Source organism: Pseudomonas sp. B12(2026) (assembly GCF_057767015.1).
On record NZ_CM173430.1, the window covers coordinates 2,646,412 to 2,668,510 of the forward strand.

Here is a 22,099-nt window from a genome sequence, read left to right on the forward strand (position 1 = left end):
AATGCCCGAAGGGAATCAGGCGATCTACCCCCCGTCGTTCGGCGAGGCCCCCCTGAGCCAGGCGTTCCAGGCCGCCTGGCTGGACTGGCGGCAGCGCTGGGACGCACTGCGGGAATCGACCGGCGAGGAGGCCGCGGTCATCGAGCGGGTCGCCGAGGACGCCCAGGCGGTGGCCCGCCGCCTCTGGCGCAGCGCCTTCGCCAGCGTCGGCGAGGCGGCCGGGGATCAGGTCAAGGGCATGGTCTACGCCTTCGTCGCGTTGCTCGACGAAAGTCTCCTGTTCGATCCGTGGAGTGGCCAGACGGCGTGGCAGGAACGGCCCCTGGAAGCCCGTTTGTACGGCACCCGCAATGCCGGCGAGCGCGTGCCGCAGGCCATTCACCGGCTGCTGGAAACGCGCGCGCCGGGTTCGCGCGATCTCGCCAATGTCTACCTGCAATGCCTGTTGCTCGGCTTTCACGGGCGCCTGCGCGGTCCGAAGGGCGAAGCCTTGCACGAGAAGTGGCGGCAGGCGCTGTTCGCCCACGCCTGGCAGCGCGACGCCGAGCCCCAGGCGCTGCTGGAGACCCTGGCGCGTCCGGCCAGTGCCGCTCCCCTGCACCTGCCGCTGCGCCGCGCGCTGCCCGATGGCCTGCGCCTGGCGCTGTGCGTGGCGGCGGGGGCGCTGGTGCTGATCGTCGTCGGGCACTGGCTGTGGAGCGACATCCGTGCCGAACTGACGCCGCTGCTGGACCTCGCCTACGCGCTCGGCACGGCGGAGCTCCGCGGGTGAGCGGCTGGCTGCTGCTGGCGCTGCTCCTGCTGCTGGTACTGCTGGCGGGGCTGGGAATCTACTTCTGGCTGCGCAGCAGCGGCGGCGAGGCGGTGCGCGCCTTCTACCTGGCGGTGCGGCAGATGCAGCAGGACCAGGGCGTCGCCGATCGCCACGATGTGCCCTGGTTCCTGCTGCTGGGCGATCCGTTGCTGGGCGAACGCTTCGGCGCCGACTGGAACCTGGTGCCGGTCGGCCGCCCGTCCTGGTTCGGCCGCTGGTGGGCCGACCAGGACGGGGCGCTGCTGGCGGTGCCGCAGGCGCTGTTCCTGCCCGAGGAAGGCGCGCCGTCTTCGCTGCAACCCTGGCGCCGGCTGTTGGCCCTGCTGCTGCGGCTGCGCCCGCGCCGGCCGTTGGACGGGGTGATCTGGGCGCTGCCGGTGGAACGTCTGCTCGATTCGGCGAGCCTGGCCCAGGAAAGCGTCCTGCTGCGGCGCCGCTTCAACGACCTGCTGCAGAAGCTGGGACTGAGCCTGCCGGTCTATGTGCTCGTCACCGGGCTGGAGGCGCTCGATGGTTTCGCCGAGCTGCGCGCGGCGCTGCCGGCGGAGGCGCGCGAGCGACCGCTGGGCTGGTCCTCGCCCTTGCAGGCCGACGCGGCGTGGCAGGGCGAGAACCTGGAGCGCGGTTTCGACCAGGTGCTGCAGGCGCTGCAGGCGGCGATCCTCGAAGCGGGCGTGCTCAAGGGACAGCTGAGCGACGAGCTGTACCGTTTTCCCCAGGCGCTGGAGAGCCTGCGCGAGGGGCTGCGCCAGCGCCTCGAACCGGTCTTCCAGGGCAACGCGCTGGGCGAGGCGCCGCGCCTGCGGGGCCTGTACTTCAGCGGCGCCTTCCGGGCGGCCGGCAATGGCGATGACTGGACGCTGTCCACCCGCGAGGAGGCGCCCGCGCAGCCGCTGTTCACCCAGCGCCTGTGGCAGACGCGGCTGCTGGCGGAGCGCGGGCTCGCCCTGGCGGTGCCGCGCATCCTGCGTCTGCGGCAGCGCTCGCAGCGGGTGCTGGGCGCGGTGGCCGGGGTCGTCGGCGTCTGCTGGCTGCTGGCGATGCTGTGGATCTGGCATGTGGACTCGCGGGAGGCGCAGGCCTTCGCGCAGCGCGTCCAGGCCATGCAGCGCGAGCACGGCGACGGCGGGGCCAGCGCCGAGCCGGCGGGCGAGTCCGCCCGGCGCCGCCTGCAGGCCTACTGGTCGCTGCTGCAGGGCTCGCCACGCTGGCACTACAGCTCGCTGGTCTACCCCAGTTCGTGGTTTTCCGGTTTCGACGGCGAGATGGACGCGCTGCTGAGGGACCTGACGCGCCGCGAGGTGCTGCTTCCCCTGCAGCAGGCCCAGGTCGCCGACCTGGCTCGCCTGCGCACCCTCCGCAGCGGCGAGCGGCGCGCCGACGTGCAGAGCGGCAGCCCGGAACAATGGCCCAACTTCGTCGCCGCGCGCGAGCTCGCCGGGGGCGTGCTGGCCTTCGAGCAACGCAACCGCTGGTACGACGAACTGCGCGCCGGCACGGCCAAGAATGCCCTGGAAAGCCTCGCCAGACTGGGCAACCAGGCCTATGGCCTGAGCCTGGAAACGGGCACCCTGCGCAACGCCGCCTACCTGCAGGCGGTGCTGGGGCAGGGCATTCCCGAGGCACCCGCGGCGGTCGACCCCGGCCCTCGGGACGGCCCGCTGGCGCGCAATTTCGACGACCTGATGAACCTCTGGCTCGACCAGTTCTTCCTGTCCGACAACTTCGTGCGCCCGGCCGGCTTCCTGCGTCTGCACCTGAACCAGCTCAAGGCCCGCCAGGGCAACAGCCTGGAAGCGCTGGAGGAAACCGGCGCGCTCATCGACGCGCTGCGCAACATGGTGGAACTGACCAACGCCGCCTGGAGCCACGGCAACGCCCAGGAGATAGTGCCCGGCTACCGCGCGCTGCTCGACGACGTGCGCCAGACCCACCTGCTCGGCCCCCCGGCGGAAGCGGCGGTGACCAGCCAGGCGAACAAGCTGCAGCGCGCCTTCCATGACCAGTGGATCGCCGCCGCCGGCTCGCGGGACAACCTGCTGCAACTGCAGCCCGGCGGCACCCTGGCGCTGCAGGAGCATGTGGTGGCGCTGGGCACCGCGATCGACTCGATGCTGCGCCAGGACTTCGCCGGTACCGCACTGCACCAGCAGGCGCAGCAGGCCGACCCGCGCCAGCTGGGCAACCTCGACGCCCACGCGCTGAACACCGCGCTGGCCTACTACGACAGCTACCGCAAATACAGCGAACAGGAGCAGGCGAGGATTCCCGCCGAGTACCGCGACGCCCTCGCCGAGAGCGCCGCCGCCGCCGCGGCCAGCGCCATCTGGAGCAGCCTGGGCCAGTCCGTGCCGGCGAACGCCAGCATGGCCCCGAACACCTTCGACGTCCCCCTGGAGCCGGCGGAACAGGTGCGCGAGGCACTCAAGGCCCTGCAGCGCAACGACCTGGCCGGCGCCCTCGATGCGCACCTGACCCGTGGCGCGCTGGCGGACGTCGGCGCGGCCCTGGGCTCGGTCGATGCGCTGCCGCTGTTCCGTGTCCGTTCCGAAGTGTCCGCCTGGGACGGCTCGCGCAACTTCGGCCTGCAGCTCTACCGCTCCAGCGATCTGCAGGACCTCAAGCGCAACCTGGCGCAGCAGTTCGAGACCATGCTGGCCCTGAGCGAAACCCACGCTCCCGCGCTGGCCTGGCTCCGCGATCGCGGAAACCTCGGCTATGCCGACCAGGACAAGGTGCGGCGCTTCTCCGACCTCAGCGATGAGCTGCTCAAGTACAAGGCGCAGAACCCGACGAGTTCGCCGATGCTGCTGGACCAGCTGGTCACCCGCGACTTCGTGGAAATGGATGCCGGCAGCTGCGCGGGCATCCTGCAGACCTCGGCGCTGGTGGCCGGGCAGGGGGACGTGGCGCGCTTCACCCGCGGGCTGCACAGCCAGGCCCAGCAACGCTGCCTGGAGCTGCAGCAGAAGGACGCCGCCGCCGCCTGGTCAGCGATCGCCGATTACTTCAACCGGTACCTGGCCAACCGCTTCCCCTTCGCCTACAGCCTGCAGGCGGAGGACGCCGACCCCGCGCGGGTGCAGCGCCTGGTCGAGTTGCTCGAACAGAACCTGGCGCGCGCCCAGGACGGCCTGAAGCTCAGCCAGTCGGTGGATCGCGCGGCCGCGGCGGACTTCCTCCAGCGCCTGCAACTGGCGAAGGCCTGGCTGGGGCCATTGTTCCTGCGCGACAAGGGCGGCGCGCAGGGAGTCGACCTCGACGTGCGCTGGCGCACCGACCGGGAAGCTGAGCACGGCGCCGATCAGGTCATCGCCTGGACCCTCTACGCCGCTGACCGGCCGCTGAGTTTCCCCGGTGGCGATGGCCAGCGTTTGCACTGGAACGTCGGCGAGCCGGTGAAGGTCCTGCTGCGCTGGGCCAAGGACAGCCCGCAACGGCCGGACATCGACCCGCAGCAGGCGAGCATGGCGGTGGCCGACCTGGAAGTGGGCTGGGAGTACGGCGGTCCCTGGGCCCTGCTGCGCATGCTGCGCTCGCACCTGATCCTGCAGCGCCAGCCCAGCGCCGACTACACCGATTTCCCGCTGGCGCTGCAGGTGCCGATCCGTGCGCCGAACGGTCACGAGCCCGCCGCGCGGATGTTCCTGCGCGTGTCCCTGATGACCCAGGACGCCAAGCAGCCGCTGTCGATCCAGCCGCTTCCGGTGCGCGCGCCGCGCACACCCTTCAGCGGCGTCGGCGTGGCCAGCTTCGCCGGCGCCCAGGAGTTGCCATGAGTCCGGACGAGACACCGCAAGCGTTGTTGCAGCCGCTGCCGGGCGATGCGCCGTGCGGCGAATCGCTGCGCTACGACCCGCTGATGGACCGGCTGCGGGAGCTGCGCCGCGAGGAGGATACGCAACTGCCGACCGGTGTCTGGCAGGCCGAGCCCAAGCGTGCCGACTGGGCGGCGCTGGCGGCGCTGGCCGAGGAACTGCTGACACAGCGCAGCAAGGACCTGACCGTCGCCGCCTACCTGGGCGAGGCCTGGATCGTCACCCGGGGCACGGCCGGACTCGCCGCCGCGCTCGGCCTGCTGGCCGACCTCTGCGATACCTACCCGGAGCAACTGCACCCGCAGGCCACCGACGGTGACCAGGAGTGGCGCGCCGCGCCGGTCGCCTGGCTGGCCCGGCGCTATGCCGAACTGCTGCTCACCCGCGTGCCGCTCTGCGCCGGCTGGCCGCAGACCACCCTGCATGCCTGGCAGGAATTGCAGCGCCGGCAGGTCCAGGCCAGCGACAACAAGGCCGACAAGGCGGCCGCGGAAAACGCGCGGCAGGAGCAGAAGCGGCTGGACGAAGCGATCCGCAACGGCGCCGCGAACGGCTGGTCGGCCGCCCTGGCCGCGCTGGGGATCGCGGCCGGGCATCTGCAGCGGCTGGACGCCTGGTGCGACAGCCAGCTCGGCGATGCCGCGCCGAGCCTGTCCCCCCTCGCCGCGTCCATCGACGCCTTCGTCAACGTCATCCAGGGATGCAAGGCCATGGCACCACAGGAATTCGTACCAGCTGCAGCGTCGGACAACCTCGCCGAGCAGGAGCCCATCGCGACGGCCGTACCGGTCGCTCTGCCGACCGGCGGAGCCCCGCAGAGCCGTGAAGAAGCCTACCGGCAGCTCACCGCCATTGCGGAATACCTGGCGCGCACCGAACCGCACAGCCCGGTGCCCTACATCATCCGCCGCGCCGTGGAGTGGGGCGGCATGCCCCTGAGCGCGCTGATGGACGAACTGGTCCATGCGGACCCGGAGGCCCGCAGGGTCTGGGTCATGCTGGGGGTGTTGCGCTGAGCTCGATCGCGCCTGGCGGCAGGCCTCCGCCAGGGCGCTTTTGCCATGCGTGGGCGAGGCGGGATCAGCGGGGCATGTAGCCCAGTTGCCAGGAGCGCGGGACGAAGTAGCCGACCACGGCCAGTACGCAGGCCAATGCGCAGCTGACGGCCATGGCCGCCAGGCCCAGGTGGTGCTCCAGGAAGGCGCCCGCCGCGCCTCCCAGCAGCATGCCGCTCCAGGGCACGAGCTGGACCCGCCAGCCATTGCGCCGCTCGCCCAGCAGCCAGCGCCCCAGGCCCCGGCCGAAGCGGGACAGCGCGCCGGTTACATAGGTGAGGCCGATGGCCAGGCCGTTCACCTGTTCCACCACCGCGTTGAGCATGCCCATCGAGACGATGGCCGCAACGAAGGCAGCGAGGCTCAGGCCCGGCGGACAGATGGCGGCGAAGCCGAGCAGCATTGCCACGACGATCAGCAGCGGGGCGGCCTGCCGTTTGAAGACACGGGCCAGGACAATGCCCAGGGCGTTGCCGGCGACGAAGCTGATCACCGCGAGCGAAAGCCGCCCCAGCGTGACCAGGTCGTGCTCGCTGACGGCGACGGCGAGGCGGGTGGTGTTGCCGCTCATGAAGGACACGAAGTCGCCGGTCGCCATGAAGCCTATCGCATCGGTCATGCCCGCCAGCACGGACAAGCCGGCGACCAGTCCCAATCCGACACGCCCGCGCAGGACGTGCAACCGCAATCTTTTGGCGCTGCGAAGCCGTGGAGCATGGGGAAGCATTCGGGGTACCGCTTGGGGTGGGTCAGGACGTGGCGATGAGCGCCGGGACTTCAGGCTTGCGCGGTGGGCACCGCGCCCTCGCTGATGCAATGCTCGATTTCGGTCACCTTGCGCAAGGCCAGGTCGGCGCTGGGATAGGCGCCGAACATGCGCCCCTGGTAGAAGACCGCCCAGACGAAATCCAGCGGCTGCGGACCGGCGAGGTCCCGGACCAGCGTCTGGAACCTGCAGGGCAGGTCGTCGATGTGCATCTGTGCCATACCGCGCAGAACCATGGCCGCTCATCTCTTGCTCGGAGGGCGGCATTGTCGGCCTCCGGCGGGCAATGAGCAATACGACGGAAGTTTGCCATCGGCGGCGCATGGCTCCGGGCCCGCCCCGAAGCCGGCCCGGGCCTGTGCGCGGTGGCCAGCCGGGAGCGCTACGCCTTCTCCGTCGCCCCGGTCAGCGCCGCCTGCACCAGCGGGTGCAGGTCGGCGCCCGGGTGCTGCTCCTGCCAGGTCTTCAGGTCGCGGCGCATGGCCGGGGTCCAGAAGTTCAGCAGGTGCTGCTGCACGCCGCGCACCGCCAGCTCGCGGTCCGGCTCGCTGGCGAAGTACTGGCCGATCTGGTTGGCCATCTTGATCAGGTTCTCGATGCTCATCGACGGGCCTCGGCTTTCCCGGTTTGCACGGCCTGGGCGTGGCGGCGTTCCTTCAGCAGGCGCCGCTGTTCGTCGCTGAACGCCTGGTAGCGCTTCTGCCACTCGGACGGCTCGTAGACGCGCATGACCTCCACCGCCGTGACCTTGTATTCCGGGCAGTTGGTGGCCCAGTCGGAGTTGTCGGTGGTGATCACGTTGGCGCCCGATTCGGGGAAGTGGAAGGTGGTGTAGACCACCCCCGGCGCCACCCGCTCGCTGACCTTGGCGCGCAGCACCGTCTGCCCGGCGCGGCTGCCCACGCCGACCCAGTCGCCGTCCGCGATGCCACGGCTCTCGGCGTCGCTGGGGTGGATTTCCAGACGATCTTCCTCGTGCCAGGCGACGTTGTCGGTGCGCCGGGTCTGCGCGCCGACGTTGTATTGGCTGAGGATGCGCCCGGTGGTCAGCAGCAGCGGGTAGCGGGCGTTGACCTTCTCCTCGGTGGGCACGTAGCCGGTGAGCATGAAGCGCCCCTTGCCGCGCACGAACTCGTCGATGTGCATGGTTGGGGTGCCGTCCGGGGCTTCGTTGTTGCACGGCCACTGCAGGCTGCCGTGGCGCTCCAGTTCGGCGTAGCTGACGCGGGTGAAGGTCGGCGTCAGGCGGGCGATCTCGTCCATGATCTGCGACGGATGGGTGTAGTCCATGGGGTAGCCCAGGGCGTTGGCCAGGGCCACGGTGCCTTCCCAGTCGGCCTTGCCGCCGAGGGGTTCCATCACCTTGCGCACGCGCGAGATGCGCCGCTCGGCGTTGGTGAAGGTGCCGTCCTTTTCGAGGAAGGAGCTGCCCGGCAGGAACACGTGGGCGAACTTGGCCGTCTCGTTGAGGAAGATGTCCTGCACCACCACGCACTCCATGGCCGACAGCGCGGCGGTGACGTGCTGGGTGTTGGGGTCGCTCTGGGCGATGTCCTCGCCCTGGCAGTACAGCGCCTTGAAGGTGCCGCCCAGGGCCGCCTCGAACATGTTGGGGATGCGCAGGCCCGGATCGGCCTGCAGGGTCACGCCCCAGGCCTGCTCGAACTGGCTGCGCACCGTTTCGTTGGAGATGTGCCGGTAGCCGGGCAACTCGTGGGGGAAGGAACCCATGTCGCAGGAGCCCTGCACGTTGTTCTGCCCGCGCAGCGGGTTGACCCCGACGCCCTCGCGGCCGACGTTGCCGGTGGCCATGGCGAGGTTGGCGATGCCCATCACCGCGGTGCTGCCCTGGCTGTGCTCGGTGACGCCGAGGCCGTAGTAGATCGCCGCGTTGCCGCCGGTGGCGTAGAGGCGCGCGGCGGCGCGGATTTCCTCGGCGGGCACGCCGCACACCGGGCCGAGCACTTCCGGGGCGTTCTCCGGCAGGCCGACGAAGTCCCGCCAGCGGGCGAAGTCCGCCGCCTCGCAGCGCTCGTCGACGAAGCGCTGGTTGACCAGCCCCTCGGTGACGATGACGTGGGCCAGGGCATTGAGCATGGCCACGTTGGTGCCCGGGCGCAGCTGCAGGTGCAGCTCGGCGCGGGCGTGGGGCGAATCCACCAGGTCGATGCGCCGCGGGTCGATGACGATCAGTTGCGCGCCTTCACGCAGGCGGCGCTTGAGCTGCGAGCCGAACACCGGGTGGGCGTCGGTGGGGTTGGCGCCCATCACCAGCACCACGTCGGCCTGCATCACCGAGTCGAAGCTCTGGGTGCCGGCGGATTCGCCGAGGGTCTGCTTCAGGCCGTAGCCGGTCGGCGAGTGGCAGACGCGGGCGCAGGTGTCGACGTTGTTGTTGCCGAACGCTGCGCGCACCAGTTTCTGCACCAGGTAGGTCTCTTCGTTGGTGCAGCGGCTGGAGGTGATGCCGCCGATGGAGTCGCGCCCGTATTTGAGCTGGATGCGGCGGAATTCGCTGGCGGCGTAGGTGACGGCCTCGTCCCAGCTGACTTCCTGCCAGGGGTCGTCGATGTGCTTGCGGATCATCGGCTTGGTGATGCGGTCGGGGTGGGTCGCGTAGCCCCAGGCGAAGCGGCCCTTGACGCAGGAGTGGCCGTGGTTGGCCTGGCCGTTCCTGTCCGGGACCATGCGCACCAGCTGCTCGCCCTTCATTTCGGCGCGGAACGAGCAGCCCACGCCGCAGTAGGCGCAGGTGGTGATGACGGCGCGTTCCGGCTGGCCGCTCTCGACCACGCTCTTTTCCATCAGCGTGGCGGTCGGGCAGGCCTGCACGCAGGCGCCGCAGGAGACGCATTCGGAGTCGAGGAAGTTATCGCCGCCGGCCGCCGCCACGCGGGAGTCGAAGCCGCGTCCGGCGATGGTCAGGGCGAAGGTGCCCTGGATTTCCTCGCAGGCGCGCACGCAGCGGTTGCAGACGATGCACTTGCTCGGGTCGTAGTCGAAGTAGGGGTTGGAGACGTCCTTGGCATCGCTCAGGTGGTTGGCGCCCTCAAAGCCGTAGCGCACCTCGCGCAGGCCGACCTGCCCGGCCACCGTCTGCAGCTCGCAGTTGCCGTTGGCCGAGCAGGTCAGGCAGTCCAGCGGGTGGTCGGAGATGTACAGCTCCATGACGTTGCGCCGCAGGCTCGCCAGCTTCGGCGTTTGCGTGCGCACCACCATGCCTTCGCTGACCGGCGTGGTGCAGGAGGCCGGGTAGCCGCGCATGCCGTCGATCTCCACCAGGCACATGCGGCAGGAGCCGAAGGCTTCCAGGCTGTCGGTGGCGCAGAGCTTGGGAATCGTGGTACCCAGCAGCGCCGCGGCGCGCATCACCGAGGTGCCGGCGGGCACGCTGATCTCGCGGCCGTCGATGCTCAGGCTGACCTGCACGTCGCTTTCGCGGGCCGGGGTGCCGAGGTCGATGTCGCCGCTGCTGCTGAAATTAGAGGCGGCGGGGTCGAAGATGTTGATCATTGGTCGGCCTCCTGGGGCGCCAGACCGAAATCGGCGGGGAAGTGCTTGAGGGCGCTGGCCACGGGGAAGGCGGTCATCCCGCCGAGGGCGCAGAGCGAGCCGTAGGTCAGGGTGTCGCAGAGGTCCTTGAGCAGGATCACCTGCTCGTCCCGTGCCCTGGCGTCGGTCGCCGCCAGCAGGCGATCGACGACTTCCACGCCGCGGGTCGAGCCGATCCGGCAGGGCGTGCACTTGCCGCAGGATTCCTCGGCGCAGAATTGCAGGGCGAAGCGCGCCATGCGCGCCATGTCGAGGCTGTCGTCGGCCACCACCACGCCGCCGTGGCCGAGCATCGCGCCCATGGCGGCGAAGGCCTCGTAGTCCAGCGGCGTATCGAATTGCGCGGGCGGCACCCAGGCGCCGAGCGGGCCGCCGACCTGCGCGGCCTTCAGCGGCCGGCCGCTGGCGGTGCCGCCGCCGTAGCCTTCCACCAGCTCGCGCAGGGTCAGGCCGAAGGCGCGCTCGACCAGCCCGCCGTGGCGGATGTTGCCGGCCAGCTGGAAGGGCATGGTGCCCAGCGAGCGGCCCATGCCGAAGTCGCGGTAGAACTGCGCGCCACGGGCCAGGATGATCGGCACCGAGGCCAGGGTGAGCACGTTGTGCACCAGCGTCGGCAGGCCGAACAGGCCCTGCAGCGCCGGCAGCGGCGGCTTGGCGCGGACCACGCCGCGCTTGCCTTCCAGCGAATCCAGCAGCGCGGTTTCCTCGCCGCAGATGTAGGCGCCGGCGCCGACCCGCACTTCCAGGTCGAAGGCGCGGCCGCTGCCGCGGACGTCTTCACCGAGATAGCCGGCTTCGCGGGCCAGCTTCAGCGCTTGGTTGAGGACGGCGATGGAGTCCGGGTACTCCGAACGCACATAGAGGTAGCCCATGCTCGCGCCGACGGCGAGGCCGGCGATGGCCATGCCCTCGATCAGCAGGAAGGGGTCGCCCTCCATCAGCATGCGGTCGGCGAAGGTGCCGGAGTCGCCTTCGTCGGCGTTGCACACCACGTATTTTTGCCCGGCGCCGGCGTCGCGCACGGTGCGCCACTTGATGCCGGCGGGGAAGGCCGCGCCGCCCCGGCCGCGCAGACCAGAGTCGAGTACCGCGGCGACGACGTCGGCGCCGTCCATGCCGATGGCGCGGGCCAGGCCCTCGAAGCCGCCGTGGGCGCGGTAGTCGTCCAGCGACAGCGGCCGGGTGATGCCGGCACGGGCGAACAGCAGGCGCTGCTGGGACTTCAGGTAGGGAATCTCTTCCACCGGGCCGAGGGCCAGCGGATGGCTGGCCGGGTCGCCGGCCAGGGCGTCTAGCAGGGCGGGGACGCCGTCCGCCGTGAGCGGGCCGAAGCCCAGGCGGCCGCTGGCGCTTTCCAGCTCCACCAGCGGTTCCAGCCAGTAGAGGCCGCGGGAGCTGGTGCGCTGCACCTCGAGCGGCAACTGGCGGCGTCCGGCTTCGGCAATCAGCACGTCGGCGACCTCATCGGCGCCCACCGCGCGGGCGACCGAGTCGCAGGAAACGAACAGCTTCAGCATGTTCCGTCCTCCCGGCAGCCGTTCACCAGCTCGCGCAGGCGTTCGGGGGTGAGGCGCGCATGCACGCGGCCGTCCAGCTCCAGGGCCGGCGAGCAGGCGCAGGCGCCCAGGCAATAGACCGGGCGCAGGGCGATGCCGCCGTCGGCGCTGGTGCCGTGGTCGTCCAGCCCGAGCTGCTCGCGCAGCTGCGCGGCGAGGGCTTCGGCGCCCATGCTCTGGCACGACTCGGCGCGGCACAGGCGCAGGGTGTGGCGCGCGGGCGGCGTGGTGCGGAAGTCGTGGTAGAAGCTGATCACCCCGCGCACCTCGGCGACGCTGAGGTTGAGGGCGTGGGCGATCTCGGCAACGGCGGCATCGGGGATGTACCCGACGCCGTCCTGGATGGCGTGGAGGATCGGCAGCAGGGCACCGGGGGTGGCCTTCAGGCGTTCCAGCACGTCGTGAATCAGGGGCAGGTGAAGCGAGTCATCAGACATTCGGCGAACCTCGGCATCGCGAACGCGCCTGCCGTCCCCCGGCGGCGGTTCGGAACTCTTCGGCTGCGACGTACCGGCCACGTCACGGGAGCGTGGTCCTGCACAGCGCCATTCTGGTCATCCGGCCAGGCATCTGGCGCGCCTGGTCCTGAACAGTATGGAAGCTTGCCACTCCCTCTGCTTCGGGATTGCGCTCCAGCGACTCCGCGCGTCCTGAAACCGACAGGGGCGCGCCGGGGCGGGCTGGCGGATCTCCACCGGACTGTGGGCAGCCTTTCCCGGGCTGGGTTCGCTGCACTTCGTAGCGGTGCCCGGGCCATCGGCGCCGGCCTGTCTACAGTTATCCGCGATGCATCATCGGGCGGTTCGCGAGCAGGGACCGGGCGTCCCCCTCGGTCCTGCGAAAAGCGAAAAGCCGTCAGGCCGGCTGCGCGGCTTCCCGTGCCTCGCGCGCGGTGACCTGCTGGCACAGTTCGATGATCTGCTCGCGCATCCAGCGGTTGGCCGGGTCCTGGTCGGTGCTTTCGTGCCAGTAGAGGTGGGTTTCCAGCTTGGGCACGTCGTTCACCGGCAGGTCGACGAAGTGCAGCCCGTGGTGGCGGGCGAAGCGCTCGGGGACGGTGACCACCATGTCGGTCTGCTGCACCACGGTGGAGGCCATCAGGTAGTGCTGCGAGCGCAGGGCGATCTTGCGCTGCAGGCCCATCTTGCCCAGCGACAGGTCGACGTAGCCCAGGCCGCTGCGGCGGCTGGAAATCTGGATGTGCGCCACCGACAGGTATTCCTCCAGGCTCACCTTGTCCTTGGCCAGCGGGTGGCCCTGGCGCATGGCGCAGACGTAGCGGTCTTCCATCAGCTTGACGTGGCGCACCTGCGGGTCGGTGTTCAGCGGCGCGTCGACGGCGAAGTCCAGGCGGCCGGCGGCCAGTTCCTTGGTGGTCTCGCGGCGCTTGGAGAGGAAGCTCTCGATGTGCACGTTCGGCGCCAGGCGGCGCAGGCGCTGGAACAGCGGCGGCAGGACGATGGCCTCGGTGAGGTCGGTCATGCTGATGCGGTAGGTCTTGTTCGCCTGGGTGGGGGTGAAGGTGCGGCTTTCCTGCACCGACACGCGCAGCAGCTGCAGGGCGTTGCGCACCGGGCCGATGATGTTCTGCGCCATGGGCGTGGGCACCATGCCTTGCGCTGTGCGCACGAACAGCGGGTCGTTGAAGGTTTCGCGCAGGCGGGCGAGGGCGTTGGAGACGGCGGGCTGGGTGATGCCGACGATCTGTCCGGCGCGGGTCAGGTTGGCTTCGGTGTAGATCGCGTCGAAGACGATGAACAGGTTCAGATCGACCTTGCTGAGGTTCATTCCAGGGCTCCGCTTGTAGTTGTTGTGCGCTCGATCATACCCGAACCGACGCCCAGGTCCATACGGGTTATGAATGTTCATCGATTCGGATAATAGGCTGGGTAAATCCTCCTCGCTGTTCTAGCATCATCACCACGACAAACAACCCGCCGCCAGAAGGTAGCTACCCATGGATTTCGCTTATTCCGCCAAGGTTCAGGAGTTGCGTGAGCGCGTCACCGCGTTCATGGAAGCCTACGTCTATCCCGCCGAGAAGGTGTTCGATGAGCAAGTGGCCCAGGGCGACCGCTGGCAGCCCACGGCGATCATGGAAGAGCTCAAGGCCAAGGCCAAGGCCGAGGGGCTGTGGAACCTGTTCCTGCCCGAGTCCGAGCTGGGCGCCGGCCTGACCAACATGGAATACGCGCCGCTGGCCGAGATCATGGGCCGCTCGCTGATCGGTTCCGAGCCGTTCAACTGCTCCGCGCCGGACACCGGCAACATGGAAGTGCTGGTGCGCTACGGCAGCGAGGAGCACAAGCGCACCTGGCTGGAGCCGCTGCTGCGCGGCGAGATCCGCTCCGCCTTCGCCATGACCGAGCCGGGCGTGGCATCCTCCGACGCCACCAACATGCAGGCCAACGCCGTGCGCGACGGTGACGAGTGGGTCATCAACGGCCGCAAGTGGTGGACCTCCGGCGCCTGCGACCCGCGCTGCAAGGTGATGATCTTCATGGGCCTGACCAACCCCGACGCGCCGCGCCACCAGCAGCACTCGATGATCCTGGTGCCCACCGACGCCCCCGGCGTGACGATCCTCCGTCCGCTGCCGGTGTTCGGCTACGACGACGCCCCGCACGGCCACGCCGAAGTGCTCTTCGAGAACGTCCGCGTCCCCTACGAGAACGTGCTGCTCGGCGAAGGCCGCGGCTTCGAGATCGCCCAGGGCCGCCTCGGCCCGGGCCGTATCCACCACTGCATGCGCTCCATCGGCATGGCCGAGCGCGCGCTGGAACTGATGTGCAAGCGTTCCGTCGCCCGCACCGCCTTCGGCAAGCCGCTGGCGCGCCTGGGCGGCAACATCGACCTCATCGCCAACTCGCGCATCGAGATCAACCAGGCCCGCCTGCTGACCCTCAACGCCGCGTACATGATGGACACCGCCGGCAACAAGATCGCCCAGAGCGAGATCGCCCAGATCAAGGTGGTGGCGCCCAACGTCGCCCTGCAGGTGATCGACCGCGCCATCCAGATTCACGGCGGCGCCGGTGTCTCCAACGACACGCCGCTGGCGTACTTCTACGCCATGCAGCGCACCCTGCGCCTGGCCGACGGCCCGGACGAAGTGCACCGCGCGGCCATCGGCAAGTACGAGATCGGCAAGTACGTGCCCAGGGACATGCTGCGCAGCAGCCGCTGACCGGCAAACGAAAAAGGCCCGCATCTGCGGGCCTTTTTCATGCACGGTGCTGCGCCTGCCTTCGGTGTAGGAGCGAGCTTGCTCGCGAACCCCCACCTCGTTCGCGAGCAAGCTCGCTCCTACAAAGAGACGAGGCCGGGCGCCTCACTGCTCCAGGGACGTGTCCGCGTCCGCCTGCGCCAGCCACCACTGCTGGCGCGTGTGCAACTGGGCGGCGAAGGTGCGCGCGGCGATTTCCTGGGAGAAGCGCAGCGAGCGGCGGCCGAGGCGGACTTGCCAATAGATCCGGCCGCGAAACTCAACGGCTTCGATCTTCACCTCGGGTGCGCGCATGCAGGGTCTCCTGGCTGACGGTTTCCAGCGCTTCGGCGCTGGTGCGACGGGTCTTGATCGGCGATGGCAGGATGCCACTGGCGAGCAGGCGGAAGGTTACGCCAGGCGACGGGTGGCGGGAACCTGGCCGTGCGTTCGGGCGGAAAAATCGTGGTGCCGGCTTGATGCAGGGCAATCGATGGCGCCGGTACGGAAAAAGGCGCCGCAAGCGGCGCCTTTTTCCGTTGGCCGGGCTGACTCAGGCGTGCTGGGTGAAGCCCAGCTGCCCCGGTTTGCGGTTCGGCGCGAAGCCGTTCCTGGCCAGGGTCTCGTCGGCGTTCTCGTAGAAGCTGCCGATCTTGTAGATCTCGCGGGCTTCCTGGCCGTTGGCGACGTCGCGGCCGAACTCGCGGGCGATGCGCACCAGTTGTTCGATCTGCTCGACGGTGGTCGTCTTGGCGGTCTGGCGCTGGTTCCAGATGTTGTCCTCGATGCCGCAGCGCACGTGCAGGCCGAGGGCGATGGCCATCATGTTCAGCGGCAGCACGTGGCGCATGCTGGTCTCCAGGGTCAGCACCGAACCGTCCGGGCAGGCCCGCACGAAGTTGGCCAGGTCGTAGGGGTTCGGCGAGTCGAAACCGCCGCCGATGGCCACCCAGGTGAGGATCAGCGGCACGTTGCAGGCGCCGCGGCGCATCATGCGCTCGACGGTGTTGAGCTGGGTGATGTTGGCCAGCTGGAAGTGAGTCTGGATGCCCCTGGCGGACAGGCGGCGGATGTGCTCCTCGACCCACGCCGGGCCGGCCGGGATGGTCATTTCCTGGTAGGCCTTGAGCATCGCCGGGTCGGCCAGCGAGGTGCCGAGGATGTCGGCGGCGGTCATCTGCTCGCAGACGTTCATCTGGTTGGTGTTGATGGCGATGGTCACCTGGTCCGGCGTCGGGGTCAGCTCGGCCAGCAGGTGGCGGGTATCGTCGGACAGCCATTTGGCCACGTCGCCGTCGTTCTCGGGGGCGAAGGAGATCGAGCCGCCGACCTGGAGGATCATCCCCGGGCAGGCCTCGCGGATGCCGGCCAGCAGTTCATTGAACTTGGACAGGCGCTTGGAGCCCTTGCCGTCCTCCTCGCGGACATGGACGTGCAGCACGGTGGCGCCGGCGTTGTAGCAGTCGACCGCCTTCTGGATCTGCGCGTCCATGCTCACCGGAATGTCTTCCGGGAAGTCGGACGGCAGCCATTCCGGGCCATAGGGGGCGGCGGTGATGACCAGTTTCTGCATGTTTTCGACAAACAGGGAACCATCGATGAAGTTCATGGCGTGCTCCTCGGGGTAGCGATGTTGGATTTGTTGTGCTGCTCGGGATGGTCAGAACGGCTTGTCGCCGATGATCGCCGCGCGCTCCATCCTGCGATGGCAGGCCGGGTAATCCATGACCGCGTAGTGCTGGGTGCTGCGGTTGTCCCAGATGGCGATGCTGTCGGGCTTCCAGCGCCAGCGGACCTGGTATTCCGGCACGAACGCCTGGCTCACCAGATAGCGCAGCAGGTCGCTGGCGCCGGGGTTGGCGTCCTGGCCGACGCGCACGCGGTCCCTGGTGTGGTAGTTGGTGAAATGGGTGGTGAAGGCGTTGACGAACAGGATCTTCTCGCCGGTTTCCGGGTGGATGCGCACCACCGGATGCTCGGCATCAGGGTACTGGGCCTTCATCGCCAGGCGCTTTTCCGGCGGCATGGCGGCCGCGAAGGACGACTCGAAGCTGTGGTTGGCGCGAAGCTCGGCGATTTCCCGCTTGATGTGCTCCGGCAGGTTCTCGTAGGCCAGCGCCATGTTCGCCCACATCGTGTCGCCGCCCACCGGCGGGCACTCCACGCAGCGCAGCACGCAACCCATCGCCGGCGTGGCGCGCCAGGTGCCGTCGGTGTGCCAGGCATTCTCGTAGCGGTCGATGGGCTGGTCGGGGCGCTTGTAGATCTGCACCAGGCCCGGCGCTTCCGGGTGCGTCGGCGCCATCGGGTGGTCTTCCAGCTCGCCGAAGCGCCGGGCGAAGGCGACGTGGTCCGGCCGCGCGATGTCCTGGTCGCGCAGGAACAGCACCTTGTGCTGGAGCAGGAGTCCCTTGATCTCCTCGAACAGCCCGTCGTCATGGACGGCATGGGCGAGATTCACGCCGACAAGCTCGGCGCCGATACTGCAGGTGAGTCGTTCTACGCGCATCTTGTTGTTTTCCTCTGGCGAATAGTCGTTTGGCCGTGCGGGGCGCCGGGTGGGGCGTTGCGGATTGCCGCGAGAGGAAATTTAGGGAGGTGCCGGGGTGGACCGACCATTCATTTGGCGACAAAGCGCTCGCACTTCATGACAAGGCCGCGCCCTCGCCGGGGCTGATTGCGGGTGGCATTGATCTGGATCAGTTTTGCGGGGCGGCCGGCGAAGCGTCGCGGCGGCCGGAAACGAGAAAGGCCCGCGTTCGCGGGCCTCTCCGTTCACCGAGCAGACGGGCAAGCGCAATCACCTCGCCGCCGGGTGGCGATGCTCAATGGCCGCGGTGCTGGTTCCCGGCATTCGCCGAGATCTTCTCCTGGCTGACGATTTCCAGCGGTTCCTCGCCGCTGCGGCGGGTCTTGATCAGCGACAGCACGATGCCGCCGGCGAGCAGGCCGAAGGTCACGCCCAGCGACAGGGCGGCGGGCACCTTGCCGATGAAGCCGTGCAGGAAGATCTTCGTGCCGATGAACACCAGCACCAGCGCCAGGGCGTATTTCAGGTAGACGAAGCGGTGGATCATCGCCGCCAGCGAGAAGTACAGGGCGCGCAGGCCGAGGATGGCGAAGATGTTCGAGGTGTAGACGATGAACGGGTCCTGGGTGATGGCGAAGATCGCCGGCACGCTGTCCACCGCGAACACCAGGTCGGCCACCTCGATCAGGACCAGCGCCAGGAACAGCGGGGTGGCATGGCGCACCCGCTTGCCGGCGGCGTCCGGCAGCTTCACGAAGAAGTGATGCGCGTGGAGCTTGTCCGCCATGCGGATGTGCCGGCGCAGGAACTTCAGCACCGGGTTGTGCGCCAGGTCCGGCTCGTCGTCGTGTCTGGCGAACAGCATCTTCACGCCGCTGAACAGCAGGAAGGCGCCGAACACGTACATGATCCACTCGAATTCCTTCACCAGCGCGGCGCCCAGGCCGATCATCAGCGCGCGCATGACGATGGCGCCGAGGATGCCCCAGAACAGCACCTGGTGCTGGTAGCGGCGGGGGATGCCGAAGAAGCCGAAGATCATCGCCATGACGAACACGTTGTCCATCGACAGCGACTGTTCGATGAGGAAGCCGGTGTAGTACTCCACCGCGCTGGTGGCGCCGAACTCGAACCAGACCCAGCCGCCGAAGGCCAGGCCGCAGGCGAAGTAGCCGGCGGAGAGCAGCAGGCTCTCGCGCACGCCGATCTCGTGGTGATCGCGTTGCAGGACGCCGAGGTCGAGTACCAGCAGGAGAATCACGATGGCCAGGAAGGCCAGCCAGAACCAGAGGGCGGTTCCGAGCAATGGTGCGGTCAAAAAGGCGTGCAGAGCTGTCATGTGGCCCCTCCCTGAGTGTCGTTGTCGAAAGGTGACTCCGACATGGCGGTCTTGCAGACCGTCAGAGGGGCCCGGCGTCACAGGCGGAAAATAGCAGAGCGCCCGGCGCAGACAAGCGAAGGAACGTAACAAGTTCCTACATCGTTCGACGACGTAGGGCGATCAGCGTCCGTTGGAAAGTCTAGACGCTGATCCCCCCGACGATGAGCGCATGGAGTAAAGCCCATGCTCTCATCGTCGGGCAGCTCAGTAGACCCAGACCTCGACGCGGCGGTTCTTGATCCGTCCGTCGTCGTCGCTGTTGGCCGCCACCGGCAGGGCATCGCCCATGCCGGCGATCTCGCGGAACATCACGCCGTCCTTAGCCAGCTCGCGGCGCACCGCCATGGCGCGCAGCTTGGAGAGCAGTTCGGCGCGCGCCGGGTCCTGCTTCGGATCGCCGAAACCGACCAGCACCGCCTGCTTGTTCATCTTGCCGTTCTGCTGCAGGTACGCCAGCAGGCGGTCGAGATCGCGCTGCGCCTTGTTGTCGAGGGTGGCGCTGCCTTCGCGGAAACGGAAGTTCACCGACAGCCGCTGGGCATCGCGGGCCAGGGCCTGGTAGGCCTCGGGCATGCCGGCGCGGGGCGCCATCCTGACCGCCTGCACGCGCTGGCCGACGAAGCCGCTGGCGCTGACCAGCGCCTGGCCCTGGTCGCCCTGGGCGAACTGCAGCAGCGCGCGGGCCCAGCGGTTGGGCTCCTCGGGCTTCATGTAGATGAACAGGCGGCGCGACAGCGGATAGTCCTCGGTGGCGATCAGCGTGGTCGACGGCGGCATCGCCAGCGAGTCGCCGTCGGCGATGCGCAGCGCCTTGGCCTTCTGGATCGACGACAGGCCGACAAAGCCGATGCCCTGCGGGTCCTTGCTCACCTCGGCGGACAGCTGGTCGCTGGACTCGAAGCGCGGCGTGCCGTTGGCCAGCGCCTTGCCGTGGCTGGCCAGCACCAGTTCCTTGAAGGTGTCGAAGGTGCCGGAGTTGTCGTCGCGGGCGTACAGGCGGATCGCGCCGCCCCGGCCGCCGACTTCTTCCCAGGTCTTCACTTCGCCGGAGAAGATGCGCGCCAGGGTGTCGCTGGTCAGTTCGTCGAGCGTGTTCGCCGGGTTGACGATGATCGCCAGGCCGTCGATGCCGATCACCTGTTCGGCCTTGGCGTTGCGCAGGTTCCCCGACGCCGACAGACCCGCCACTTCGGCGTCCTTGATCGGCCGCGAGGAGGCCGCCAGCTCGGCGGTGTTGTCCTTCAGGGCGACGAAGCCGGTGCTGGAGCCGTGGGCGGCCAGGTCGACGATGGCTTCCTTGCCGTCGGCGCTGCGGCCGATCAGGCGTTGCTCGTTCTCCACCTTGCCCGGCTGGACGCTGACGTTGGCGTAGCCCTCGCTGACCATCAGGCCCTTGACCAGCTCCGGCAGCAGGTGCGCGCCGATGGTGTTGGAGCCCTGGATGCGCAGCACAGGTTCGCCGCCGTGGGATGAGGGCAGGGCGGCGTAGGCCTGCCAGGGGAATGCGTAGCAGATGAATCCGATGATGAGCCAGGCGATGGTGACGGGCCAGGCCTGGGCATCGCTTGCACACGGCTTGTGCGGCATTTGACAAGTTCCATTCGAGACATCGATGGCGCGGCAGAATAAGTCGGAATCATTGCATCGATATGACGCTTTGCTGCGTTGCAGAGAGGCTCGGGGATGGCGGCTGGATTGCGCGGGGATTGCCGGGTTCCGCTTCCGGCGGGCAGGACTTCAGCGAAGTGGCCGCGGTCGCGGAGAAGCGTGCCGTGAAAGACCAGGAAGCCCGGCATGGCCGGGCTTCCTGGTGTGGGCGGGTCAGGCCAGTTGCAGCCAGATCGGCGCGTGGTCCGAGGGCTTCTCCATGCCGCGGATGTCATAGTCCACGCCGGTGTCGGTGATGCGCCCGCGCAGGGCTTCGGAGGCGAGGATGACGTCGATGCGCAGGCCGCGCTTGGGCTCGTCCTCGAAACCGCGGCTGCGGTAGTCGAACCAGCTGAAGCGGTCGCTCACCTGCGGGTTCTGCAGGCGGAAACTGTCCACCAGCCCCCAGCCCTTCAGGCGCGCCAGCCACTCGCGCTCTTCCGGCAGGAAGCTGCACTTGCCGGTCTTCAGCCAGCGCTTGCGGTTCTCCTCGCCGATGCCGATGTCGCAGTCCTCCGGCGAGATGTTGATGTCGCCCATCACCACCAGCGGCTGGCTGGGCTGGAAGCGGGTTTCCAGCAACTCCTGCAGGTCGGCGTAGAAGCGCTGCTTGGCGGGGAATTTCACCGGATGCTCGCGGTTCTCGCCCTGCGGGAAGTAGCCGTTCATCACCGTGACCGGCTGGCCCAGGGAGTCCTGGAAGGTGCCCCAGATGAAGCGGCGCTGCGCGTCCTCGCCGTCGCCGGGGAAGCCGCGCTGCAGTTCCAGCGGCTCCTGGCGGGAGAGCAGGGCGACGCCGTAGTGGCCCTTCTGCCCGTGGTAGTGCACGTGGTAGCCGAGGGCCTCGACCTCCGCGCGGGGGAACTGGTCATCGGCGACCTTGGTTTCCTGCAGGCCGATCACATCCGGCTGATGGCGCTCGATGATGGCTTGCAGTTGATGGGGACGTGCGCGCAAGCCGTTGATATTGAAGGAGACGATTTTCATCCTGGACGTCCTGGCAAAAGCATGATGCTAGCCCAGGCTGGCCGATCCTGGCGACCCTGGCGAGGCGCTGCTAGTGTTTCGAAGCTGGGCCATAACCATAAGAAGAGACCACCAGAAGAGGCGTCCCACATGCCTGATTCGATTGCCGAAGTGCACCTGCTCGACAGCGGCTACATCCGCGAAGTCCGCTCGCTGCTCTACCACGCCTACCGTCACGAACCCACCTTTGGCTACCTGTTCGAGGCCGACCGTCCCGCCTTCGACCAGCGCGTGCGCGCCACCGTGCGCGAACTGGTCAACCAGCATTTCCTCGAAGACCAGCCGGCCATCGGCCTGCTGATCGACGACCGCCTGGTGGGCGTGGCGCTGATCGCGCCGCCGCAGCGCCGCCTGGACATCACCGAGAGCTGGGCCTGGCGCATGCGCATGCTGCTCACCACGGGCTTTCGCTGCACCCGCCGCTACCTCGACTATCACGCCGCCGTGCTCGCCTGCCTGCCGCCGGGGCCGTACCACATCCTGCCGCTGATCGGCATCCACCCGGAGTTCCAGGGCAAACACCTGGGCGAGCAACTGCTCGATGCGCTGCATGCCTGGTGCGCGGAAGAGGGCAGCTCCCAAGGGCTGGTGCTCGACACCGGGAACGCGCGCTACCTGGATTTCTACCGGCGCCACGGCTACGAAGAGCTGGGGGAGGTGGCCCTGGGGCCGATCCGGGAGCATGTGCTGTTCCACCCCAACCCGGTGCCGGAAAGCCGCCTGGCGCACTCCGGGTAGGCGCCTTCGCA

The 22,099-nt window shown here is 68.7% G+C and carries 18 protein-coding genes; 5 read left to right on the forward strand and 13 right to left on the reverse strand.

Annotated elements, in window-relative coordinates; translation table 11 throughout:
* Nucleotide 1: 1 nt before the first annotated feature.
* From AC3B6A_RS12365 to tssA, 3 genes are read left to right on the forward strand one after another with little or no spacing between them, the layout of a single operon-like run.
* On the forward strand, nt 2–772 hold the full coding sequence (locus AC3B6A_RS12365; protein WP_488403076.1) for a DotU family type IV/VI secretion system protein: 771 nt from the start codon (nt 2–4) through the stop codon (nt 770–772).
* Nucleotides 769–4,593: a type VI secretion protein IcmF/TssM N-terminal domain-containing protein gene (locus tag AC3B6A_RS12370; protein WP_488403078.1), complete on the forward strand. Its 3,825-nt coding sequence runs from the start codon at nt 769–771 to the stop codon at nt 4,591–4,593. The genes AC3B6A_RS12365 and AC3B6A_RS12370 overlap by 4 nt, the downstream gene beginning before the upstream one ends.
* Nucleotides 4,590–5,648 carry a type VI secretion system protein TssA gene (gene tssA, locus AC3B6A_RS12375; RefSeq protein WP_488403079.1) on the forward strand — a complete coding sequence of 353 codons (1,059 nt, stop codon included), beginning with the start codon at nt 4,590–4,592 and terminating at the stop codon, nt 5,646–5,648. Before AC3B6A_RS12370 ends, tssA begins: the two co-directional genes overlap by 4 nt.
* Before the next feature lie 64 nt (nt 5,649–5,712).
* Here the strand turns inward: tssA and AC3B6A_RS12380 are convergent, their stop codons facing one another.
* From AC3B6A_RS12380 to AC3B6A_RS12410, 7 genes are all read right to left on the reverse strand, one after another.
* The gene (locus AC3B6A_RS12380) at nt 5,713–6,414 is read right to left on the reverse strand and encodes a YoaK family protein (protein ID WP_488403081.1); all 702 of its coding nucleotides are present in this window, start codon (nt 6,412–6,414) and stop codon (nt 5,713–5,715) included.
* A 50-nt stretch (nt 6,415–6,464) separates the two neighbouring features.
* Nucleotides 6,465–6,689: a hypothetical protein gene (locus AC3B6A_RS12385; RefSeq protein WP_488403082.1), complete on the reverse strand. Its 225-nt coding sequence runs from the start codon at nt 6,687–6,689 to the stop codon at nt 6,465–6,467.
* Nucleotides 6,690–6,835: 146 nt separating this feature from the next.
* The gene (locus AC3B6A_RS12390) at nt 6,836–7,057 is read right to left on the reverse strand and encodes a formate dehydrogenase subunit delta (protein ID WP_488403083.1); all 222 of its coding nucleotides are present in this window, start codon (nt 7,055–7,057) and stop codon (nt 6,836–6,838) included.
* The gene (fdhF, locus tag AC3B6A_RS12395; RefSeq protein WP_488403084.1) at nt 7,054–9,966 is read right to left on the reverse strand and encodes a formate dehydrogenase subunit alpha; all 2,913 of its coding nucleotides are present in this window, start codon (nt 9,964–9,966) and stop codon (nt 7,054–7,056) included. Before fdhF ends, AC3B6A_RS12390 begins: the two co-directional genes overlap by 4 nt.
* Nucleotides 9,963–11,522, reverse strand: coding sequence for a formate dehydrogenase beta subunit (locus AC3B6A_RS12400; RefSeq protein ID WP_488403086.1), 1,560 nt, complete (start codon nt 11,520–11,522; stop codon nt 9,963–9,965). Before AC3B6A_RS12400 ends, fdhF begins: the two co-directional genes overlap by 4 nt.
* Nucleotides 11,516–11,998: a formate dehydrogenase subunit gamma gene (locus tag AC3B6A_RS12405; protein ID WP_488403087.1), complete on the reverse strand. Its 483-nt coding sequence runs from the start codon at nt 11,996–11,998 to the stop codon at nt 11,516–11,518. The genes AC3B6A_RS12400 and AC3B6A_RS12405 overlap by 7 nt, the downstream gene beginning before the upstream one ends.
* 418 nt (nt 11,999–12,416) lie before the next feature.
* Nucleotides 12,417–13,349, reverse strand: a complete 933-nt coding sequence (locus AC3B6A_RS12410; protein ID WP_488403089.1) for a LysR family transcriptional regulator — start codon at nt 13,347–13,349, stop codon at nt 12,417–12,419.
* A 169-nt stretch (nt 13,350–13,518) separates the two neighbouring features.
* Here AC3B6A_RS12410 and AC3B6A_RS12415 point away from each other — a divergent pair, with 169 nt between their 5' ends.
* Nucleotides 13,519–14,748, forward strand: coding sequence for an acyl-CoA dehydrogenase (locus tag AC3B6A_RS12415; protein WP_488403090.1), 1,230 nt, complete (start codon nt 13,519–13,521; stop codon nt 14,746–14,748).
* 144 nt (nt 14,749–14,892) lie between these two features.
* Here the strand turns inward: AC3B6A_RS12415 and AC3B6A_RS12420 are convergent, their stop codons facing one another.
* The 6 genes from AC3B6A_RS12420 to xthA all read right to left on the reverse strand — a co-directional run bounded on the left by AC3B6A_RS12420 (nt 14,893) and on the right by xthA (nt 21,311).
* The gene (locus AC3B6A_RS12420) at nt 14,893–15,081 is read right to left on the reverse strand and encodes a hypothetical protein (protein WP_488403092.1); all 189 of its coding nucleotides are present in this window, start codon (nt 15,079–15,081) and stop codon (nt 14,893–14,895) included.
* A gap of 238 nt (nt 15,082–15,319) precedes the next feature.
* Complete coding sequence (locus tag AC3B6A_RS12425; protein ID WP_488403093.1) at nt 15,320–16,375, reverse strand: beta-keto acid cleavage family enzyme; 1,056 nt, start codon at nt 16,373–16,375, stop codon at nt 15,320–15,322.
* A gap of 51 nt (nt 16,376–16,426) precedes the next feature.
* On the reverse strand, nt 16,427–17,275 hold the full coding sequence (locus tag AC3B6A_RS12430; protein WP_488403094.1) for a TauD/TfdA dioxygenase family protein: 849 nt from the start codon (nt 17,273–17,275) through the stop codon (nt 16,427–16,429).
* A gap of 316 nt (nt 17,276–17,591) precedes the next feature.
* On the reverse strand, nt 17,592–18,635 hold the full coding sequence (locus AC3B6A_RS12435; RefSeq protein WP_488403095.1) for a TerC family protein: 1,044 nt from the start codon (nt 18,633–18,635) through the stop codon (nt 17,592–17,594).
* A gap of 246 nt (nt 18,636–18,881) precedes the next feature.
* Entirely contained in the window at nt 18,882–20,264 is a 1,383-nt protein-coding gene (locus AC3B6A_RS12440; protein WP_488403097.1) for a substrate-binding domain-containing protein, read from the reverse strand.
* A gap of 234 nt (nt 20,265–20,498) precedes the next feature.
* Nucleotides 20,499–21,311, reverse strand: coding sequence for an exodeoxyribonuclease III (xthA, locus tag AC3B6A_RS12445; protein ID WP_488403099.1), 813 nt, complete (start codon nt 21,309–21,311; stop codon nt 20,499–20,501).
* Between the two features lie 129 nt (nt 21,312–21,440).
* Between xthA and AC3B6A_RS12450 the strand changes: the two genes are divergently transcribed.
* Complete coding sequence (locus tag AC3B6A_RS12450; protein WP_488403100.1) at nt 21,441–22,088, forward strand: GNAT family N-acetyltransferase; 648 nt, start codon at nt 21,441–21,443, stop codon at nt 22,086–22,088.
* Nucleotides 22,089–22,099 lie beyond the last annotated feature (11 nt).

Coding starts and splice junctions, on each gene's coding strand:
- AC3B6A_RS12365 (WP_488403076.1), top strand. CDS start 2: ATGCCCGAAGGGAATCAGGCGATCTACCCCCCGTCGTTCGGCGAGGCC.
- tssA (WP_488403079.1), top strand. CDS start 4,590: ATGAGTCCGGACGAGACACCGCAAGCGTTGTTGCAGCCGCTGCCGGGC.
- AC3B6A_RS12380 (WP_488403081.1), bottom strand. CDS start 6,414: ATGCTTCCCCATGCTCCACGGCTTCGCAGCGCCAAAAGATTGCGGTTG.
- AC3B6A_RS12385 (WP_488403082.1), bottom strand. CDS start 6,689: ATGGTTCTGCGCGGTATGGCACAGATGCACATCGACGACCTGCCCTGC.
- AC3B6A_RS12390 (WP_488403083.1), bottom strand. CDS start 7,057: ATGAGCATCGAGAACCTGATCAAGATGGCCAACCAGATCGGCCAGTAC.
- fdhF (WP_488403084.1), bottom strand. CDS start 9,966: ATGATCAACATCTTCGACCCCGCCGCCTCTAATTTCAGCAGCAGCGGC.
- AC3B6A_RS12400 (WP_488403086.1), bottom strand. CDS start 11,522: ATGCTGAAGCTGTTCGTTTCCTGCGACTCGGTCGCCCGCGCGGTGGGC.
- AC3B6A_RS12405 (WP_488403087.1), bottom strand. CDS start 11,998: ATGTCTGATGACTCGCTTCACCTGCCCCTGATTCACGACGTGCTGGAA.
- AC3B6A_RS12410 (WP_488403089.1), bottom strand. CDS start 13,349: ATGAACCTCAGCAAGGTCGATCTGAACCTGTTCATCGTCTTCGACGCG.
- AC3B6A_RS12415 (WP_488403090.1), top strand. CDS start 13,519: ATGGATTTCGCTTATTCCGCCAAGGTTCAGGAGTTGCGTGAGCGCGTC.
- AC3B6A_RS12420 (WP_488403092.1), bottom strand. CDS start 15,081: ATGCGCGCACCCGAGGTGAAGATCGAAGCCGTTGAGTTTCGCGGCCGG.
- AC3B6A_RS12425 (WP_488403093.1), bottom strand. CDS start 16,375: ATGAACTTCATCGATGGTTCCCTGTTTGTCGAAAACATGCAGAAACTG.
- AC3B6A_RS12430 (WP_488403094.1), bottom strand. CDS start 17,275: ATGCGCGTAGAACGACTCACCTGCAGTATCGGCGCCGAGCTTGTCGGC.
- AC3B6A_RS12435 (WP_488403095.1), bottom strand. CDS start 18,635: ATGACAGCTCTGCACGCCTTTTTGACCGCACCATTGCTCGGAACCGCC.
- AC3B6A_RS12440 (WP_488403097.1), bottom strand. CDS start 20,264: ATGCCGCACAAGCCGTGTGCAAGCGATGCCCAGGCCTGGCCCGTCACC.
- xthA (WP_488403099.1), bottom strand. CDS start 21,311: ATGAAAATCGTCTCCTTCAATATCAACGGCTTGCGCGCACGTCCCCAT.
- AC3B6A_RS12450 (WP_488403100.1), top strand. CDS start 21,441: ATGCCTGATTCGATTGCCGAAGTGCACCTGCTCGACAGCGGCTACATC.